The organism is Hylemonella gracilis ATCC 19624, from assembly GCF_000211835.1.
GTDB classification, from domain to species: Bacteria; Pseudomonadota; Gammaproteobacteria; order Burkholderiales; family Burkholderiaceae_C; genus Hylemonella; species Hylemonella gracilis.
Genome location: NZ_AEGR01000052.1, coordinates 21,877 through 35,279 on the forward strand (window position 1 = coordinate 21,877; position 13,403 = coordinate 35,279).

At 60.3% G+C, this 13,403-nt stretch carries 13 protein-coding genes; 6 read left to right on the plus strand and 7 right to left on the minus strand.

Annotation, left to right across the window (positions count from 1 at the left end; all coding sequences use genetic code 11):
• The first annotated feature begins 2 nt into the window (after positions 1-2).
• On the plus strand, positions 3-1,214 hold the full coding sequence (locus HGR_RS07075) for a DUF1513 domain-containing protein (RefSeq protein ID WP_006297488.1): 1,212 nt from the start codon (positions 3-5) through the stop codon (positions 1,212-1,214).
• Between the two features lie 48 nt (positions 1,215-1,262).
• Here HGR_RS07075 and HGR_RS07080 read toward each other — a convergent pair whose 3' ends face one another.
• From HGR_RS07080 to HGR_RS07090, 3 genes are all read right to left on the minus strand, one after another.
• Positions 1,263-1,955: a Fe2+-dependent dioxygenase gene (locus HGR_RS07080; protein ID WP_006297489.1), complete on the minus strand. Its 693-nt coding sequence runs from the start codon at positions 1,953-1,955 to the stop codon at positions 1,263-1,265.
• Between the two features lie 207 nt (positions 1,956-2,162).
• On the minus strand, positions 2,163-4,547 hold the full coding sequence (locus HGR_RS07085; RefSeq protein WP_006297490.1) for a catecholate siderophore receptor Fiu: 2,385 nt from the start codon (positions 4,545-4,547) through the stop codon (positions 2,163-2,165).
• A gap of 351 nt (positions 4,548-4,898) precedes the next feature.
• Positions 4,899-5,495: a DJ-1/PfpI family protein gene (locus HGR_RS07090; RefSeq protein WP_006297491.1), complete on the minus strand. Its 597-nt coding sequence runs from the start codon at positions 5,493-5,495 to the stop codon at positions 4,899-4,901.
• 92 nt (positions 5,496-5,587) lie between these two features.
• Here HGR_RS07090 and HGR_RS07095 point away from each other — a divergent pair, with 92 nt between their 5' ends.
• Entirely contained in the window at positions 5,588-6,931 is a 1,344-nt protein-coding gene (locus HGR_RS07095) for an aminotransferase-like domain-containing protein (protein WP_006297492.1), read from the plus strand.
• A 78-nt stretch (positions 6,932-7,009) separates the two neighbouring features.
• Here the strand turns inward: HGR_RS07095 and HGR_RS07100 are convergent, their stop codons facing one another.
• Positions 7,010-7,783: an alpha/beta hydrolase gene (locus tag HGR_RS07100; protein ID WP_081463473.1), complete on the minus strand. Its 774-nt coding sequence runs from the start codon at positions 7,781-7,783 to the stop codon at positions 7,010-7,012.
• A gap of 733 nt (positions 7,784-8,516) precedes the next feature.
• Here HGR_RS07100 and HGR_RS07105 point away from each other — a divergent pair.
• The 3 genes from HGR_RS07105 to HGR_RS17535 are packed head-to-tail and all read left to right on the plus strand — an operon-like array spanning position 8,517 to position 9,875.
• A complete protein-coding gene (locus HGR_RS07105) occupies positions 8,517-9,059 on the plus strand; it encodes a hypothetical protein (RefSeq protein ID WP_006297494.1) in 543 nt (180 codons plus the stop codon).
• Positions 9,060-9,061: 2 nt separating this feature from the next.
• Entirely contained in the window at positions 9,062-9,646 is a 585-nt protein-coding gene (locus tag HGR_RS07110; RefSeq protein ID WP_050797409.1) for a metallophosphoesterase, read from the plus strand.
• Positions 9,647-9,704: 58 nt separating this feature from the next.
• Positions 9,705-9,875, plus strand: coding sequence for a hypothetical protein (locus HGR_RS17535; protein WP_006297496.1), 171 nt, complete (start codon positions 9,705-9,707; stop codon positions 9,873-9,875).
• Positions 9,876-10,091: 216 nt separating this feature from the next.
• On the opposite strand, the gene HGR_RS17280 is transcribed toward HGR_RS17535, so the two are convergent.
• The 3 genes from HGR_RS17280 to HGR_RS17290 all read right to left on the minus strand — a co-directional run bounded on the left by HGR_RS17280 (position 10,092) and on the right by HGR_RS17290 (position 12,806).
• Positions 10,092-10,919 carry a hypothetical protein gene (locus HGR_RS17280; protein ID WP_138922435.1) on the minus strand — a complete coding sequence of 276 codons (828 nt, stop codon included), beginning with the start codon at positions 10,917-10,919 and terminating at the stop codon, positions 10,092-10,094.
• 402 nt (positions 10,920-11,321) lie between these two features.
• The gene (locus tag HGR_RS17285) at positions 11,322-11,636 is read right to left on the minus strand and encodes a hypothetical protein (RefSeq protein ID WP_131278817.1); all 315 of its coding nucleotides are present in this window, start codon (positions 11,634-11,636) and stop codon (positions 11,322-11,324) included.
• A gap of 141 nt (positions 11,637-11,777) precedes the next feature.
• The gene (locus HGR_RS17290; RefSeq protein ID WP_138922436.1) at positions 11,778-12,806 is read right to left on the minus strand and encodes a hypothetical protein; all 1,029 of its coding nucleotides are present in this window, start codon (positions 12,804-12,806) and stop codon (positions 11,778-11,780) included.
• A 278-nt stretch (positions 12,807-13,084) separates the two neighbouring features.
• Between HGR_RS17290 and HGR_RS17035 the strand changes: the two genes are divergently transcribed.
• Entirely contained in the window at positions 13,085-13,288 is a 204-nt protein-coding gene (locus HGR_RS17035; RefSeq protein WP_081463483.1) for a DNA-binding protein, read from the plus strand.
• Positions 13,289-13,403 lie beyond the last annotated feature (115 nt).

Genomic DNA, 13,403 nt, shown 5'->3' on the forward strand with positions numbered 1-13,403 from the left:
GCATGCGGCGCCGTCTGCTCTTGAGTTCAGTGGGGTCCGTGCTGCTGGGCGGCACACTGGCGCCCACCCTGGGCCGAGCCGCTGCGCCCGTGTCCGCTTCCACGCGCGACACGACCCTGCTGGCGGCCTGGCGCCATCAGGCGCAGGAGCACATCGGCTTGGTTGACCTGGGCGACGCAGCTTGGCGCGTGCGCTGGCAACTGGCCTTGCCCACGCGCGCTCACGGCCTGTGGGCCGAGGCGGATGGGGGCGTTCTTGCCGTGGCGCGCCGGCCAGGCGACTGGTTGCTGCGCTGGCGTCCTCAAGGCGATGCGACGGGAGCGACGGAGCAGGGCGCGACCCAGTGGTGCTGGATCGAGGACGACCGCCGATTCAATGGCCATGTGATCGCGTCAGTACCTGCTTCCCAAGCACCCGGCACGCTCTGGACCACCGAGACCGAATTGGAAGATGGCCAGGGCCTCTTGGGCGTGCGCGACGCGGTCACGCTCGAAAAGCGCGACGAGTGGCCCACCCACGGCCGCGACCCGCACCAGCTGCTGGCACTGCCGCGCGCGGTGGGGCGGTTCGCCGCGGGCACGCTGATGGTGGCCAATGGCGGCATCCCCACGCTGCCCGAGACCGGACGTGCCAAGCTGCTGGACCAGCGCCTCAAGCAAGAGCGCATGGACGCTTCCCTCGTCGCCCTGCATCCTGGCACCGGCGAGTTGTTGGAGCAATGGCGCTTGGCCGACCCCTACCTCAGCATCCGCCATCTGGCCTTCGACCTTCGCTCGGGCCGATTGGGCATCGCGCTGCAGGCCGAGCATCCCGACCCGCTCACCCGCCAGGCCGCGCCGGTGCTCGCGGTCTGGGATGGCCGTGATGTGCGCCCTGCCGAACCGCTGCCGCAGGGGCAGCCCTCGCTGCAGGGCTACGGTGGCGACATCGTCGCCTGGCCGCGTGCCACGTCGGATGACCCCGGCGGCTTCGCCGTCAGCTGCGTGCGGGCCGACGCCCTGGCCCTGTTCGACGCCGAGGGCCGTTGGCGCGCAACGCTGCCTTTCCCTGGGGCCTATGCCCTGGCCGGTCGGGCCGATCAGGTTTGGCTTGGTGGAGAGCCCGACATCTTGCGGGTCGATGAAGACGAGACCCGTCGCCGCTGGCAGAGCCTGCGGGCTGCGCAGGTCGGGGTGGCCGACTGGCATTGGGACAACCACTGGGTGGTTGTGTAGCCATCGCAGCACAACGAAGCCTGGTTGGCGTTGTGCAGTAAGCCGTCGTCACACCTCGGCCCAGAGGCGCAAGAGGTTGTGGTAATTGCCGGTGAGGCTCACGGTTTCCTCGCAGTCGCCGATCCGGGCGCGCAGTTTCTGGATATTCTGGTCCAGCTCGAACAGCAGGCTGCGTTTGCTGTCGTCACGGATCATGCTCTGCAGCCAGAAGAAGGAGCACACCCGCGCGCCGCGCGTGACGGGCTCCACGCGGTGCAGGCTGCTGGACGGGTAGAGGATCAGGTCGCCGGCGGGCAGCTTGACTTCGTGTTCGCCGTAGGTGTCCGCCACGATCAGCTCGCCCCCGTCGTAGTCCTCCGGTTCGCAAAGGAAGAGGGTGCAGGACAAGTCGGTGCGCAGCGCCAGGCCGCCGGGAAACGCGGCGTTGGGCGCATAGCGCACCGAGCCGTCGACGTGCATGCCGTAGTGTTCGCCGCTCTCGTAGCGGTTGAACAGAGGCGGAACCAAGCGCAGCGGCAGTGCCGCTGAAAAGAACAGCACATTCTTTTTGAGTGAATCCAGGATGATCTGGCCAAGTTTTTGCGCCAGCGGACCGTTCTCAGGCAACTGGCGGTTGCGTTTGACCTTGGCGCCTTGTTCACCCACGGTGGTGCGGCCATCGATCCAGTCGCTGGCGTCCAGGGCCTGGCGAATTTCTTGTACTTGCGTTGCGGTCAGTACCTCGGGCACATGAAGCATCATGGGCTGTCACTCCATTGAAAATTTTTTGTGGGTCTGATGTTGGCACAAAACACTGAAGACCTGCCCCGCGTCAAAGGTGTCGCCATGGCTGCGGCGCGGGCGCAATAACTAAAAACCCCGCCCAAGGCAGACCTTGGGCGGGGCGGAAAGGGGCACGGCTTGCTGTCCCCGCCATCATCAAGAAGCGGGACTGGCTCTACGCGCGCCTCAGAACGTGTAGTTCATCGTCAAGCGCGCGCCTCGGGCTTCGCCGGGGACATAGCGCCAGCCGCTTTTCTGAATGCGGGCGACGTACTCCTCGTCGGTCACGTTGTTCACGTTGAGCTGGAAGCTCAGGTTCTTGCCGATGTCGTAGTTCGCCATCAGATCGATCACGCTGTAGCCTTCGGTGATTTCAGGCGTGCCGTTCTTGGTGGGCGTGGTGGTGGTGCCTTCAAGCCCCTTCTTCATGCCCGACACGTTGCGCAGACCGCCCCCGACCGTGAGTGCAGGGGTGACGCGCACGGTGTTCCACACCGAGAAGGCATCGGTCGGCGCGTACGGCATGTCGTCTGACAAGTCGTTGGACAGCGGTGCGCCCTTGATGATTTTTGCCTGCATCTTGGAGTAGCCCGCGCTCACCGACCAGTCGTTCGTGACCTGGCCGACCAAACCGACTTCCAGGCCTTGCACGCGCTTCTTGCCGACCTGGCTGATGTCGGCTGCGTTCAGCGGATCGATGTACACCTCGTTGGAGACATCGGTGCGGAACAGGGCGGTTGAGAGCAGCAGCTTGCGATCCACGAGCTCCCACTTGGTGCCCACTTCGATGGTCGCGGCCTCTTGAGGCTTCATGTCGGGGTTGTTGGCGCTGCTGCCAGTAACGGAAAGCTGCATGCTTTGGGCCGCCGTGACGGTGGCCACGTCGCCAGGGGGCGATTGCGAAATCGCGTAGTTGGCGTAGATGCTGCCGTTGGGTGCGGGTTTGTAGAGCACGCCGAGCTTGTAGCTGCGCAGCGTGCCTTCGTCTTCCGGAGAAGTCGTGATCACCGTGCCTGTGGGCACGCCCAGCGTGGAGCAGCCAGTCGGACCCGTCGCATTGGTTCCCGTGGAAACGCAAACCAGCGTCGAGTCGGTGGTCGTCTTGTATTTATCCAGACGCAGACCCGCGCTGAGCATCCACTGGTCGTTGATCTTGAGCGTGTCGAAGATGTACGCGGCCACGGTGTCGGTCTGGCTTTCGGTATCCAGGCCGTTGCGCTTGTAGTTCAAGGCGCTGACGTTCGAGTCGGGGTTGTAAAGATTGGCGGCGGGCACGGCGGTGCCCGATGACGTCAGGCCGAAGATGGTTTGCTTTTCTCGAGTGAGCTCGACGCCCGTGCTCAAGGAGTGCTCCAGCCCGGCGGTGGCGAAGCGCGTGCTCAGATTGAGCTGGTTGGTCAGGATTTCGTTCTCCGCATCCCGGGTACTGGCTGAGCGGCCAATCGTCCAGGTACTGGGAGCGTTCACGTTCACGAGCGTGGGCGCGCTGCCGCCGGGTGCCGTGATCAGATAGTCCTGCGTGCTCTTGCCCCAGCGCAGGGTGTTGTTGAGCTTGGTGTCGGCGCTGAAATCATGTTCGAAACGCACCGTCGCCATGTCAGCAGTCACGTCTTCGTGGTCGTCCTTGGTCCCGTAGTAATTGCTGCTGTTCACGCGCTTGGCCTTGTCCAGTGCCGTCGCATTGGCCAGCGTCGCCGCGGTGTTCGAGGCGGCGATGGCCGAGTAGCCGCTGAAACCGGGCAGACCGACGGTGGAGACGCCGCCGTCAGGCGTGTTGTTCTGTTCCACGTGCAGCGTATTCACGAAGACGCGCGTGGGCGAGTTCAGGCCGAAGGCGATGGACGGCGCGATGCCCGTGCGCTTGTTCTTCACTTCATCACGGCCATCCACGCCGGAGTCCAGCCACATGGCGTTGAGGCGGATGGCGGACGAGCCGCCGAACAGGGATTGGTTCCAGTCCACCGAACCGCGCTTGTAGTCGGCGGTGCCCACGCTCGCGGAAGCCGTGAAGCTGTCTTCGGACTTGGCTTGTTTCGTGACCATGTTGATGGAGCCGGTCGGCGAGGTACGGCCATAGTCCGAACCGGACGGTCCCTTGATGACTTCCACCGACTCGGTATTGAACACGTCGCGAGTGATGGCGCCGAGGTCGCGCACGCCGTCCACGTAGATGCTGTTCGTGCTGTTGAAGCCGCGCATCTGGATGGCATCGCCTGTCTGGGTGTTGCCGTTTTCACCCAAGCCGAACGTCCCCACGCCAGGCACGGCGCGCAGGGCTTCCGTCAGCGTGGTCACGCCTTGCTCGCGCATGATCTGCGCGGGCACGACCGAGATGGTCTGCGGTGTGTCCACAATGGGCTGAGTGAACTTTGGCGAGGACAGATTTTCTGTCTTGTAGTCTGCAGCCCCCGTGTCACGTACGGTCACGACAGGCAACTGGGCCTGGCTTTCAGTGGTCTGAGCGCCGGCGGGCAGAACCAGCGTCGCCAGCACGGCGGCGCCGATCAGGTTGGTGCGCAGGGGCGCGGGGGAAGAGGGCTGGCCGTGCTTGCGGCTCTTGATGTACGCCATGAAAAGAATGCTCCGTCGCTGGGATCAGTTGGATTTCAGATTGCGTCAATTGCAGCTGGCTTCCTGGGGCCGTCTCGGAACGCGGCGTGCCGCTGAGGACGGGCGACTGGTAGGAAGCGGATTCCTGAGGCAGGACGCAATCGACGGGGCAAATGATAATTATTTTTATTAAGATGTGTCAAAGTTTTTTTAACTTATGTCGACACAAAGTGATCCCGGGTGGCCAGGCGCGGCGTTGGCGGGCGCGTCGGGGGCCTTGATTGTTGGCTTCTGGCAACAGTAGAGGCACCATCAGCGCTGAAATAACAGGGGCCGCAGCCTGTGGGCTGCGGCCCATGCCGCTCAGAGTGCTCAGAGGTAGGGCTGTATGTTCTGCATCGCGCGGTCGACGTAGGCTTCTTTTTCCCCGACGGGCGCCACGTAATGCATCGCGCTCTTGGCCGCTTCCACGCCTTCCAGACGCGCGATCAGCCAGGCCGCCAGGTATTGGGACGACAGGCAGCCCCCCGCAGTCGCCACGTTCTCGCGGGCAAAGAAGGGTTGGTTCAACACGTCCACCCCGGCTTCCTCGACCCAGGGCTTGGTCGTCAGGTCCGTGCAGGCCGGCACGGCGTCGAGCAAACCCAGCTTGGCCAAGACCAAGGTGCCTGAGCATTGCGCGCCCAGCAACTGGCGCTTGGGGTCGAACTGCATCTGCGCCATCAGGGCCGGGTCGGCGACCACCTCGCGGGTCTTGATGCCGCTGCCGACGATCACCGCGTCGGCCGCCGAGGCCTCGCCCAAGCTGATCTGCGATGCCAGCACCACGCCATTCATCGATGTCACATAAGGCGCGGGGCAGGCGAGTGAGACGCGCCAATCGGGCTTCTTGATGCGGTTGAGGATGCCCAGGGCGATCAGTGAATCCAGTTCGTTGAAGCCGTCAAAGGTGAGGATGGCGATGTGCATGGTGGCGCCTGTGATGACACGGGGTGGAGGAGCGAGCCATCGTATCGACACGTTTCAATACAATCAAATAATTGTCATGGATACATTCCGCCATGGGACTACCCCGCTACAAAACCCTGGTTGACGCCTACGCCAACGACATCCGCGCGGGCAAGCTCACGCCGGGCACGCGCCTGCCCACCCACCGCAAGCTCGCGGCCGAGCACGGTCTGGCGCTGGTGACCGCCAGCCGGGTCTACGCGGAGCTGGAAGCCATGGGCCTGGTCACCGGCGAAACAGGGCGTGGCACCTTTGTCCGCGACGCGGCCTTGCCTGAGGGGCTGGGCATCGACCAGCAGACCGTGGCCAGCGACATGGTGGACCTCAGCTTCAACTACCCGGCCTTGCCCGGCCAGGCCGAGATGCTGCGTGCCGCGCTCAAGCAACTCGCCGCGTCGGGTGACCTGGACGCGCTGCTGCGCTACCAGCCGCATGGCGGGCGCCCGCATGAGCGGGCCATCGTGGCCCGGCACCTGGCGAGCCAAGGCCTCAAGGTCGACGCAAGTCGGGTGCTGATCACCAGCGGCGCGCAACATGGCCTCACCGTGGTGGCCATGGCGCTGCTCAAACCCGGCGACGTGGTGGCGACGGATGCGCTCACCTACCCCGGCATGAAGGTGCTGGCCGAGTTGCTGCGGCTAGAGCTGGTGCCTGTGCCTGCGGAGGCTGACGGGCGATCAGGCCCGAACCTCCTCGCCCTGGAGCGCCTGTGCAAGCAGCGCCGTGTGCGCGCCGTGTATGTCCAGCCCACGGTCCACAACCCGCTGGGGTGGGTGATGGGCCAGGGCCACCGGCAGCATCTGGCGGCCCTGGCGCAGCGCCATGGCCTGCTGCTGATCGAAGACGCCGCCTACGCTTTTCTGGCCGACAACGCACCGCCCCCACTTGCGGCCCTGGCGCCGGATTCCACAGTGCATGTCTCGGGTTTTTCCAAGAACGTCGCCACCGGCCTGCGCGTGGGGTACGTGGCCGCGCCGCAGGCCTGGGTGCCCCGCATCGAACGCGCCATCCGGGCCAGCACCTGGAACACCCCCAGCGTGATGACGGCCCTGGTCTGCGGCTGGCTGGAAGATGGCACCGTCCAGGCCCTGGAGTCCGCCAAGCGCAAGGACGCCCGAAAGCGTCAGGCCCTGGTCGCGAAAGCGCTGCAGGACCTGCCCTATCTCTCGCACCCCGCGTCCTACGTCGCCTGGCTGCCCTTGCCCGAGGGCGCGCGCGCCGACCGGGTGGCGGGTGAGTTGCTGGCGCAAGGCATCTCGGTCAGCACGGCCGAGCCCTTCTGCACCGCCGCGCACGTGCCCCAAGCCATCCGCCTGGCACTTGGCTCCGTGGACTTGGCGATGCTGCGCACGGCCTTGTCGCGGGTGCGGGAGGTGGTGGAGTTGAGTGGGGACTGACTTGGGTGGGCTGTGGATCGTGGAGGTCTGACGTCCCAGCCCCCATGCCTGTGCCCATCCGTGGCTCCGCAACTGGACTTAGGGGATCGGGCTCTTGATCCAGTCGGTTATTTGCTGGATGGCTTCCCGCTCCATGCCGACGAAGCCATGCCAGTGCTGGCCCGCGCAGGCATCGCCGCTGGGATGGGCGCCGCCATCGACCAGCATCAGCTTCTTGACGGGCGCGTTCGCCAATCCTTTGAGGATCAAAGGCGCACCGCTGGCGGGGCAGTGCAGGCAGGCGTCTTGGGTGTGGTGGTAGATCAGCACCGGAATCTCGATGGCTTGGAGGTTTTGGCGTGGCACCGCGCCTTCGGTGGCCATGCGAACCACGCTGGAGGTCAGCACCAGTCCGGCGATGGCGGGATCGCGGACCTTGATCGCCATCGCCGTGGCAGAAATGGTGCCGCGGCTGGTGCCCACGATCCATACGGGCAAGCTGCTTTTCTGCTTCACGAACCCCAGCACCTTGGCAACGTCGGCCATGTGATGAGGTTCCGTTCGATCCGCCCACCCCAACGCCGCCGTGTCGCTGGGCCGTCCGAAGATGGCGACGTTGAAGCCGTGGGCCAGGAAGTCGGGCGCGGAGCGCACCAGGAAGTTACCGCTGCTGGCCTTGCCGTCCTGGACCTTGCCAAAACCGCCATCACCGCCAGGAAACAAGAGCACGGTGGCGTGGGCCTTGGGCGCGGCTTCCCAGAACACGGTGGTGACAACGCCATCACGCGTCGGCACCTTGAACAGCGAGCCCTGCGCATGTGCGGTGCAAGCTGCCAATGCGTGGGCCAGTAAAACGAGGGCTCTGCAGAGCATGGTTCTTCGCCCCTTGCTGTTCAGCGTCGCGGTGTGACGCGCCGCATTTAGAGTTCCGCCGAAATCCGATTTCAGCCACCCGCGTCACGTGCTCGTACTCATGAGCCGCAAAAAAGCCCACACACGGAATGCCGGTGGTGGGCTTGTTCATGGGGCAGACGATGTTCTTCTGTCATGTGCCGATAGGAAAATGATGGCCAGAAATTAAGCAATTGCTGTCCATTATCTGCGTCGATTCGGACGCTTGTTCAGCTTGAGAAAAACAAATGCTGACCAAGCGTATTTTGTGCAAGCAAAAACTGGCCTAGAGATCGCTGGCCGCTTGAAGACTGGCGTCAGCGCAATTTTAGATATCGGGAATTTTTTAGTCGGGATTGCTCGCGCCTTCGTTGCGCAACAGCCGTCAATCCAGTAATCTGCCTCCATCCTCCGGAGCCGCCAGATGTACTTCACCGCATCAAGATCGCCTCGCCAGCTGCTTGCTGGCGTGATGCCTGCGCGTGCGTTGACGTCCTCCATCAAGCGCTCCGTCCTGGCCATGTCCATGCGCTTCTCCTACGACTCACGGGTCTGCCGCGCGGTCAACAGCAAACGGTTCACACACCCTGTGCGAACCCGAACCTGCACAGCCGCCACACCAGCGAATTCAGTCCAGGAGTTCAGGCAAACGCGAAATACCTCTGACCACGCGTAGACGCCCGGGCTCCTGACTCACCAGTCAAAGGAGCCCATCGTGAACTCACAACCCGCTTCCCTCAAAGAACTTCAGGCGCTTTATTCCTACCAGTTCAGCAACCCAGCTGATGTGGACGTTGCCAAGGGCTGGATGCCCATCTTTGCAAAGCTCTGCGCCGACGTGGACCAGACTCTGGGACAGGACAAACTGGGCTTTCACTGGAGTCAGATCAAGGAGAAGTTCGGATCTGCGCGGTTTTACTACCGCTACGGAAGCCACGAATCCGGCACTCGACTGGATGTCTGGACGCCCCAGGGCGTGCAGAGCCAGCAGATCTCGCCCAAACGCAGAGTCAGGACTGAAAAGGATCGCAGCTTCCAGGACATCAGCAGAGCCATCCTGCAGCTGACCGATGCAGCCCAAGTCGCGACCAAGAACGTTTGCCTGGCCTGCGGCGCGCCGGGTAGTCCGGACGTCGGTGAGGGCTACGTCCTGATGCTATGCCCCGAGCACCAGGCGAGGCGCCGCCAATTGGACAGCCAGGAAGGGCTGATTGACTGGGAAACGCTGGAAGACGAGAACAACCAAGGGAGCGCGTGACCATGACCAAGCTCCTGATCCTGAGTGATCTGCACAACGACATTCAGCCCATGCGTGCGGAGGTGGATGGCCGCCGGATTGATGTCGACGCCGATGTCGTGGTTCTCGCCGGCGACATCCATGAGGGAGTACAGGCGCCGATCTGGGCACGCCAGACGTTCCCCGACAAGGAAATCATCCTCGTGGCCGGCAACCACGAGTTCTATGGCCGCTCCTGGAACAAGAACTTGCGTGAGCTGCGTCAGAAGTCAACCGAGCTGGGAATCCATTTCCTGGAGGAAGACGCCGTGGAGTTGTTCGGGATCCGGTTCCTGGGGTGCACCTTGTGGACTGACTTCGCCTTGTACGGCACGGACCAGGCGCAAGACTTCATGGCGAAGGCCTACGACCGCATGAGCGACTACAAGCGGATCAAGCTGGACCGTCTGCCGGGTGAGAACTGGGAGTGGAAAGAACTGCGACGCCCCCAGCTGATTCCGCTGCTGGCGCAGCGTCGCCACGAGGCGTGGTGTGCGATGGCTGGATCGAGAGCTTGCTGCAAGCAACCCGGAAAAGACGGTGGTTGTGACGCACCACGCGCCGCATGAGCAATCGGTACCCGCAGAGTACAGGGGGCACCCACTCAGCCCTACCTACGCGTCAGACTTGTCGCACCTGCTCGGGCGCTCCAAGCTCTGGCTTCATGGGCACATTCACTTCAACGCGGACTACATGGTCGGTGCGACCCGCGTGATCTGCAATCCCCGTGGATATTCCTATGCGAAGCGGGAAGACATGAACAAAGAGTTCCGACCGGATCTGATCGTCGAGGTCTGAGGCAAAGCCGCACGTCAAGCCATGCCGACCACACGACGCATGTTGACCCGCTCCATTGCCGACCCAAGGTAGTCGACCGAGCAGCCCTCAATAAGACTGGCGACCCACCAAGCACCGAGTTTGAGGGCACTCTCCAAGGAATCCAAAAGCTGATCTGCGGCGCGTCCGGATACTTGATATTGACCAGCCTACCTCTTTGGGTAGGAAATTTTCAGTTTAATGAAAAAATCTGACCAGCGCTAATGCGACGACCAGTGGCAAACTCAATAGAAGTACGCAGCTGACAACACCAGGCAATAGCCTGTTCCAGACCCAGCGGATGGGGTGTGCTTCTATCAGCCTGCGCTCCGAGATTAGAGTTTCATTTGCAGACTTGCGCCGAGAAAGTTCTGCTTTGAGCAGATCACGTTCAGATAGCATTTCGCTGATGTATTCGCGAACATCACGCTCTCCGATAGATTCTTTCCAGTTTTCAACAGGAGTAAGTTCTTTAACTAACATTGGTTTTGATACGCCCTCGCGCTGTTCCGAATCTCGAAAATCGAACTTAATCCCAAATTGCGTGTAGAAAAGATTTCGCCTTTCCTTGTTATCTTCCCCAGCTTGACCGGCCACCAGCTTAATAGGTCGAACCCGAGCTTCAGGCCATTGCTGAACCCACAGCACAATCTCATTCATCAGATAAGTGCCAATTCGTTGCCCTCTAAGCTCAATAGGATCAAAGAAAAGCGTATCGTTTGGAGAGGTCAGTGCAACCATGGGCATACCATCCACAGAGTTGCGCGAATAGCTTCCGAAGAATTTCCCTTTCCCACTCACGCGGTAGGAGTTCCTCGGTGTAATGCATTCATAAGAAATTTGAACTGATGCAGTGAGTACGGAATCATCCGCCTCATTTTTCTGAAATTTCTCCTGCCGCTCAATCAAAACCCAAGCAATCGGATTTCTTTCAGGCTCTTTTCGGTCTCGGACTTCAAGCAAGTAGATGCGCGATTTGGTTGGTTTTCCATTTTTTATTTCAGGATCAAGAGAGGGCAGTGTCATTTTTCTAGAAGAGAGAACTCAAAATCATGAGGCCGCGAGATATCGCTAAGAACTCTGGACGATTCGAATGAACTGGAGGCTCAGGAACCATCCTGCGCAAGGATCCAGGTTCCTCCAAAACCTTTGGCACCGGAGGACGCGTAGCTGGGAGAAACGCACCAAAGCGGATGGCTACATAGGCGCGTGACCGAAGGGCGCGCAGACGATAGCCGAGGTCCAGCTGCAGCATGCAGGCCGAGCTCTTTGGGCGCGTGTTCGAAGTCTCAATCTAAGGGCCGCTTCGGATGCCGGTACATGATATCAAGGAGGCTTTGCTCCGATAGCAAGCTAGACGAAGAAAAGAGGAGAAAACCAGGGAACAATGAGCCTTATAGAAGCCCAACGAGCTCTTGTCATTTCAATTCATGAGCGATCAATTCGTACTTGTATGCCATGTGCCGCAAGCACTGAAACTATCTCTTGATCATCGGTATTTTTGTCGTTTCCCATTGGGGATCGACCGATCTCAATTTGCGGACTCTCCCATATGACTAGAACACTGCCTTTTCTTTTCGATGGCACAAATTCCATTCGTTTATTGCGAAGGAATTTCAAAGCTTCTTCAACGCTTTGAATTTCCTGCGTGAGTTCCGTTCTTAGATAGACGGGTGTTTGATTAATACCGTTTTTAGGATCACGAAGATATTGCCAATCCGAAATAGGTTGAGTGGGCTCCATGTGATTGGTTTCCTATAAGGCTTTCTAAAAAAGTAGCAACTGGAAGGATAACGAGCTATAGGGGTCAGAGGTCTTGGATTTTCGACCATCTCCATTGCAAGTTCCATGGCAGAGGGCGTTCTGCAGTGAAATTAAATTCATCTACATGCGTAGGCTCTTTTCGACTTCGATTGCATGAATACTGGCTAAAGCGAAGCGACATCGCTCGGCTATGTAGTGGCAAGAATCGGAAGCGAGCTGCATCGCAATGCTCTGTGCTTCATCCCCAATTGAATCCAGGCGCCGAATCAAATATTCGGCAGCAACTCGGCGGACAAGTGATGAGCGATCCGCTATGGCACGTTTCAGGGTCGTCAGGAACGGCTCAGGATGCTGAAGAGGTCGCTCCCCGAGCACCGGTTCTAACCGACCTTCGCACCATCTGACGTCCGTCCAAACCCACTTTCGTCCGACAAGCCAGGTCATTCGTCCGTCAAGAAGGAAACGAAAAGCTTTGGCTCGGACCGCAGGCTGAATTGCGGTGCTTGAGAATTCTCCCAACCATTCGTCGAAAACCTGAGTTCGTCCGGCCTGCGCAAGTATTTGGGCAACGGGTCCCGTCGTGGCTTGCTGAATTCGTGCCTTGAAGATCAAGGCAATTGACTTCATGCCGACCAAATCAGACAGAACCTGCCTGTCTGCATCTTTCATGCGTCCCCAGGACATCCAATGCGGCAGGGCATGCCAAAGTGCTTCTGCGACATGCTCAGGGTCGGAGCGTTCTGCCATCCGAGGTAGATGCATTCGTGCCGCGGTGCGCACTTGAGGTACCCAGTCATTGAGTCGGCGCAGTGCGAGAGCGAAAAAGAAGCCATTGGGAGCCCCATCCGCTAGCGAGCGCATGGCGTCCTCGCGCTTGAAGCCATCACCATTGCAAAGATCCAGCCAGGATGCGGGGGCAGTCGGCTTTTTCCAGATCGTCCATCGACGGGCAGCGGTCCGTTGCTTGAAATCCCAAAGCTCGATTCGAAGCCTTCTCTCCCAGAGATCCAGGCTATTCAGTGACAACTGGGATGTTTCGGCTGCAAGCGAAGCCATTGCCTCTGGTCTCCCACGACCGCTTGCATTTGCATTGAGAAACTGAGAAGCCGCAGTGAGTACAGCCGCTTCATTCTGTAAGTGGTGAGGCATGCCTCAGTGTGCCATCAAGGCATCAATGCATTGGCGATAGGGGGGCGATTTGCGAAATGAACTGCCGGTGTGCGTGTGGATACCGCGACGGTCAGTTGCCGATGGCGATGGCTCAAATCCGCGCAAACGAACGCTAGCTCGTTCGTTGTCGAAACAGAAATTCAGTTTCGTACTTAATGCTTCTAAAGAACTGAATTAATCAATTTGCAAATTTCAATATAACTCTTTAATATTTTGGCCGATTGTTCCCATTGACCCAGATGATGCTCACTTCAAGCATGGCTGCCACCGGCTCTTCTGATGTGCCCTCAGGGCAGGGGTTACGCACGCCTTCTGACTTCCACAGTGCAGGAATTTCAATTGCTGACTGGGCAAGAGAGCGGCAATTCAATGTCCGGCTGGTCTATGCCGTGCTGCGCGGGGAAAGAAAGTGCTTGCGAGGGGAAAGTTTCAGGATCGCCCAGGAGCTCGGTATGAAGTAACCCACATTCAAAGCATCAAGCTGCTGCCACCTTGTTCGGTGGCTGAAAAGACAAAGGGTCAGGCGCCGACCAAAGCATCCTGACCCTCTATCCGCCGCACCGATCAGGCGAGGCA

Bases quoted from the DNA above. Each gene is read 5' to 3' on its own strand.
- HGR_RS07075 (WP_006297488.1), top strand. From the start codon at position 3: ATGCGGCGCCGTCTGCTCTTGAGTTCAGTGGGGTCCGTGCTGCTGGGC.
- HGR_RS07080 (WP_006297489.1), bottom strand. From the start codon at position 1,955: ATGATGCTTCATGTGCCCGAGGTACTGACCGCAACGCAAGTACAAGAA.
- HGR_RS07085 (WP_006297490.1), bottom strand. From the start codon at position 4,547: ATGGCGTACATCAAGAGCCGCAAGCACGGCCAGCCCTCTTCCCCCGCG.
- HGR_RS07090 (WP_006297491.1), bottom strand. From the start codon at position 5,495: ATGCACATCGCCATCCTCACCTTTGACGGCTTCAACGAACTGGATTCA.
- HGR_RS07095 (WP_006297492.1), top strand. From the start codon at position 5,588: ATGGGACTACCCCGCTACAAAACCCTGGTTGACGCCTACGCCAACGAC.
- HGR_RS07100 (WP_081463473.1), bottom strand. From the start codon at position 7,783: ATGCTCTGCAGAGCCCTCGTTTTACTGGCCCACGCATTGGCAGCTTGC.
- HGR_RS07110 (WP_050797409.1), top strand. From the start codon at position 9,062: ATGACCAAGCTCCTGATCCTGAGTGATCTGCACAACGACATTCAGCCC.
- HGR_RS17280 (WP_138922435.1), bottom strand. From the start codon at position 10,919: ATGACACTGCCCTCTCTTGATCCTGAAATAAAAAATGGAAAACCAACC.
- HGR_RS17285 (WP_131278817.1), bottom strand. From the start codon at position 11,636: ATGGAGCCCACTCAACCTATTTCGGATTGGCAATATCTTCGTGATCCT.
- HGR_RS17290 (WP_138922436.1), bottom strand. From the start codon at position 12,806: ATGCCTCACCACTTACAGAATGAAGCGGCTGTACTCACTGCGGCTTCT.
- HGR_RS17035 (WP_081463483.1), top strand. From the start codon at position 13,085: ATGGCTGCCACCGGCTCTTCTGATGTGCCCTCAGGGCAGGGGTTACGC.